This is a genomic window from Corallococcus sp. AB049A, from assembly GCF_003668885.1.
Taxonomy (GTDB): Bacteria; Myxococcota; Myxococcia; order Myxococcales; family Myxococcaceae; genus Corallococcus; species Corallococcus interemptor.
On the sequence record NZ_RAWL01000567.1, the window covers coordinates 1 to 4,608 of the forward strand.

A 4,608-nucleotide genomic window follows, 5' to 3' on the forward strand; every position below is an offset into this window, starting at 1 on the left:
GACAGGCCACGGGCCGGGGGCGTCCCGGCGAGGACACGGGCTCGCGCGCGAGCTCCAGCGGCCCGTCGTCGTCCACGGACAGGTCCAGGTCGAACTCGGTGCTGCCGCCGGAGGACCGCTGCGGCGCGGGGGGCTGCTGCGGCACGGCGCGGCCCCAGGACGAAGCAGGTTCCTGGGAGAGGTCCGGGGCACGGCCCGCGGAGGAGCGCGGCTCCAATCCCAGACCCGGTGCGGCGGGACGACCACCGGAAGAGCGCGGCTCCAGTCCCAGACCGGGCACGGAAGGACGGCCTCCCGAGGAGCGCGGCTCCAGTCCCAGACCCGGCGCGGCACGCGCGGCGGATCCGGGCTCCAGTCCCAACCCGGGCGCGGAACGGCCGGCGGCGGATCCGGGCTCACGCCCCAGACCCGGGGCACGGCCAGCAACGGATCCAGGCTCACGGCCCAGTGGCGGCGCGGCGGCACGGCCGGGTGACGACGCGGGTTCACGCCCCAGCGGCGGACGCTGACGGCCCGGCGAGGACGCGGGCTCGCGCGCGAGTTCCAGTGGAGCGTCGTCATCCAGGGACGACAGGTCCAGGTCGAACTCGGCGCTGCCGCCGGAGGGCTTCGCGGGCGCCACGGGGGGCACCGCTGGCGTCACGGGGGCCGGAGGCGGAGGGGCCGCGCGCTGCACCGGCGGCACCGGCGCGGCGCGAGGCGGCGGCTCTGGGGAGACATCCGAGAAATCCAGCTCGAACCCACCCGCGTCGCTCGCGCCCGAAGCCGCGCCGTCCTCCACGGAGAGCCCCACTTCGATGGGCATCTCCTCCAGCGGCTGGCCCATGGCGATGGGCTCCTCCACGGCCGGAGCCTCGAACTCGAAGTCGAGCCCCGGCAGCGGCTCGTCGCCGTCCGACAGCATGCCCTGCACGGTGGGCGGAGGCGTCCCCGCGATGAGCTCGTCCAGCGGGATGTCCACGTCGTTCGTGGGGTCCGCGAGCGCCAGCCCCACGTCCTCTTCCGGAGCCCCCAGCGAGAACGGCTCGTCCGCGCCGCCCAGCGACAGCGGCTCGTCCGCGGCGGGAGCGGGACTGGACGGGGCATCCAGGTCGTCGAACAGCGAGTCGAGCGCGGCGCCGCCCGCGGCCGGCTGTGAAGGACGCGCGGGAGGCGGAGCGACCGCGGCGGGACGCGCGGGAGCGGCAACGGGCCGGGGCGCGGCGGGGACCGGAGGCGCGGCCACGGGCGGACGCACGGGCGCGATACCCGGCGCGGCGGCCAACGGCGCGATGCCCGGAGCAATGGACGGCAGCGGCGCGGCCGGCGCGGCGCTCGCGCCCGGCTTGCGCTGGAGCATCAGGTCCACGAGCGCGCGGCTCGCCGTATCCAGCTCCTGGAACTGCAGCCCCATGCCCGGAGGCCCCGCGGGGTCGTTCACATCGCGCACCCAGCGCACGGTGGCGGTGCCCTGGAGCACGCGCACGCCGTTGGCGATCTGCACGTCGAAGCGCACGGGCGTGCCCACCGGCTGCGGCGTGCGCGAGCGGATGAACATGCCCCCGGGGCTGATGTTGGTGGCGAACTCCTCGGTGAAGCTCCCCACAGTCTCATGCTTGAGCTTCACCAACAGACCGACCGACTTGCGGTCCGAGGTACGCCGACCTTGATCCATGGTTCAGCACTGTCGCGTCCGGGGGCCATTCCCTCAAGAGGGTTCTGGCCCCCTGCCCGTCCGTCCGGTCCCCATTCGAGACTTGCAGGTGCGCGTCTGACTTACCTGTATGTCCCCGCTATCCTGGGACTTCGCAGTCCCCAGGAGGAAGGCCCCCGATGAACGCGCTCGCCCCCGTCGCTCCGGTCCCGCTGCATGCGCGGTGGTTGGTGGACCGACGACACGACCTGCTCTCCACGGTGGGGGGCGTGGGCGCGAGCCTGGCGCTGATGGCGTTGCACGTGCTGGGGGGCGTGAGCGGGCCGCCGCTGTGGTGGGCGTGGGTGCTGCTGTTGGACGGGCCGCACCTGTTCGCGACGGTGTCGCGCACGTACCTGGATGCCCGGGAACGGAAGACGCGAGCCCGGCTGCTCTGGGGCAGCCTGGCGTGGTTCGGGGCGGGGCCGGCGGTGTTCGCGGTGTCGGTGCTGGCCGGGCAGCGCTGGCCGTTCGCGGTGTTCGTGACGCTGGCGGCGCTGTGGGCGTACTGGCACGTGGTGCGGCAGCACTACGGCATCATGGTGCTCTACCAGCGCAAGGCCGGAGAGCGGGATGCGTGGGACCGGCGGCTGGACAGCGTGACGTTGTATGTGGGGCTGCTCGCGCCGTTCGTGGCGTTCGCGCTGACGCATCCGGGAGCGCGGCGCCGGTTGGGGCTGATGGCGGAGCCGACCTGGGAGGCCAGCGTGGCGCATGCGTGCTTCGCGCTGGTGCTGACGGTGGTGGGGGTGCTGGCGGCGAGGCAGGTGTGGCGGTGGCGCTGGGGGCTGGGGGTGAACGGGCCCAAGTTGTTGATGCTGGGCGCGGCGTTGGGGCTGACGTCGCTGGTGTTCTGGCCGTCGGTGTCGCGGCGGATGGACTTCCTGATGTTCACCGTGGCGGTGACGGCGTTCCACAACGTGCAGTACCACGGCATCGTCTGGTTCTTTCACCGCAACCGCTACCACGCGGAAGGCGTGGACCGGGCCGCGTTCGGCCACGCGCCGAAGGTGAGCCAGCGCTTCATCATCTACGCGCTCTGCGGGCTCGCGTTCACGCTGGCGTACCGGACGCTGGGCTGCGGCATGGGCGTGCACCCGGGCTGCGGCGCGTTCGACACGAAGGTGGCGCTGGGCGGCGCGGGGCTCACGCTGAGGGACTTGATGGAAGGGTTCATCTGGGGCTTCGCGCTGCACCACTACTTCCTGGACCAGTACATCTGGCGCGTACGCAAGGACGCGGGGCTCAACCAGGACCTCAAGCTGAGCACCGCGGCGGCGGCCTGACACCCGGGCCGGAAGGCATGTCGGACCTGTGCCTATTATCCGCACATCATGGCCAGCAAACATCGACGGCGGACACCTCCTCGCCCCGCGACCGCGCGTCGCGCCGCCGCAGCACCGCCCACGTGGCCGCTGCCCATGCAGCGCATTCCGCTCAGTGAGGCGCGCAGCCATCTCAGCGCCCTCGTGCAGCAGGCGGCCACCCAGCGGCATGTCACCGCCATCACGGTGCACGATGAGTTGAAGGCGTTCCTTCCGCGCAGCTTCGCCTCCGCGCACGCCAAGGCGCTCGGGCTCGGGCTCGGGCTCGTGCTCCGGCCGCTGCCGCCCGTCGAGATGCTCCTGGCCTGGCACCTGGGGCACGAGGGGGACCCGAAGCACGCCTGGGTCCGCGCTCTCGTACAGGACGCCGTACGCGCCGTGGGCCTGGCGTAGAGGCCCACGGCTCCGTCAGGTTCAGGGCGTCACGAGCCGCAGGAACGCATCCTGGTTCCAGGTGTCGCCCGCGCCATCGCGCTGCCAGCCGGACACCACCAGCCCGGACTCCGGCGCCGCCACCAGCGTCGTCGCCGCCAGCGAGCACGTGCCGCTCTCGCACGACTCCGGCGCCAGCGTCTTCGTGCCCAGCAGCGCGCCGTCCGCCGCGTAGCGCGTGAGCGTGTTGCCGCACGCCGCGGCCACCGGGCCCGAGGCCTCCACCGCCGCCACCGTGCCCACCGACGTCGCGCCGCACGTGGGCTGCTTCACCCAGCGCTCCTGCCCGTCCGCCGTCGCCGTCAGCACGAACGGGCCGCCCTCATCCAGCGCCACGCCGTTCCACATCAGCAGGCCGACGGCCTCACCGGCCACCGCCACCGTGCCGTCCGCGCCCACCGACACGGAGCCCACGCGGCCATTCACGCCCGGCACCTCGCGGCCCCACGCCAGCGCGCCGTCCGCGCCGAACGCCAGCACCACGAAGCCGCCCGCGCCCTGCGCGTCGAACGTGCGCCCGTCCACCGTCACCGGGCCCACCAGCCGCCCGGCCACCACCGACGTGCCCGTCCCTGACAGCGCCACCGCGGACAGCAGCGTGCCCTCCTTCGCGCCGTCGAACGTCTTCGTCCAGGCCACCGCGCCGTCCGCCGCGTAGCGCACCAGCCGCGGCGTGTGGGCCTCCGGCGTCCACTCCTCGCCCAGCGCCACCACGCCGCCCGCCGCGTCCGCCGCCACCGCGTAGACCTTCTGGCCCACGCGGCGCTGCCACTCGGGCTCGCCGGCCTGCGTGAACTTCACCAGGAAGCCGTCCTGCGCCTCGCCCAGCCCGAAGTCCGCCGAGTACAGGAAGGCATTGCCGGACAGGAACACCGCGCCGTCACTTCCCGTGGAGCCCGCCACGCGCAGGTCCGACAGGCGGTTGCGCTCGAACTCCTTCGCCCACCGCTTCGTCCCGTCCGCCGCGTAGCGCGACAGCGTCACCACCAGCCGCTCGCCGTCCACCTGCTCGCGGTCCTCATCCGAGCGCGGCGTGCCGGACGTCACCCACAGCACATCTCCGCCCCGCCCCACCGCCAGGTCCGCGCCGGTGTCGTCCTGCGGACCGCCCTGCGTGAGCGACCAGGGGCTCGCCGCCGGGGCCGCGGGCTTGGGGGCCTCGGCCGAGGGGGCCTGCGT

Annotated in this window: 4 protein-coding genes; 2 read left to right on the forward strand and 2 right to left on the reverse strand. The window is 73.8% G+C overall.

What is annotated here, in order from left to right; genetic code table 11:
• The coding region (locus D7X55_RS36210; protein ID WP_121725416.1) for a TIGR02266 family protein at nucleotides 1-1,654 on the reverse strand (1,654 nt) is incomplete at its 3' end.
• Between the two features lie 158 nt (nucleotides 1,655-1,812).
• On the opposite strand from D7X55_RS36210, the gene D7X55_RS36215 reads away from it, so the two are divergent.
• Together D7X55_RS36215 and D7X55_RS36220 are read left to right on the forward strand one after the other, a co-directional pair.
• The gene (locus tag D7X55_RS36215; RefSeq protein WP_120552153.1) at nucleotides 1,813-2,958 is read left to right on the forward strand and encodes a hypothetical protein; all 1,146 of its coding nucleotides are present in this window, start codon (nucleotides 1,813-1,815) and stop codon (nucleotides 2,956-2,958) included.
• A 135-nt stretch (nucleotides 2,959-3,093) separates the two neighbouring features.
• The gene (locus tag D7X55_RS36220) at nucleotides 3,094-3,390 is read left to right on the forward strand and encodes a hypothetical protein (RefSeq protein ID WP_121725414.1); all 297 of its coding nucleotides are present in this window, start codon (nucleotides 3,094-3,096) and stop codon (nucleotides 3,388-3,390) included.
• A 21-nt stretch (nucleotides 3,391-3,411) separates the two neighbouring features.
• Here D7X55_RS36220 and D7X55_RS36225 read toward each other — a convergent pair.
• The coding region (locus D7X55_RS36225; RefSeq protein ID WP_121725415.1) for a hypothetical protein at nucleotides 3,412-4,608 on the reverse strand (1,197 nt) is incomplete at its 5' end.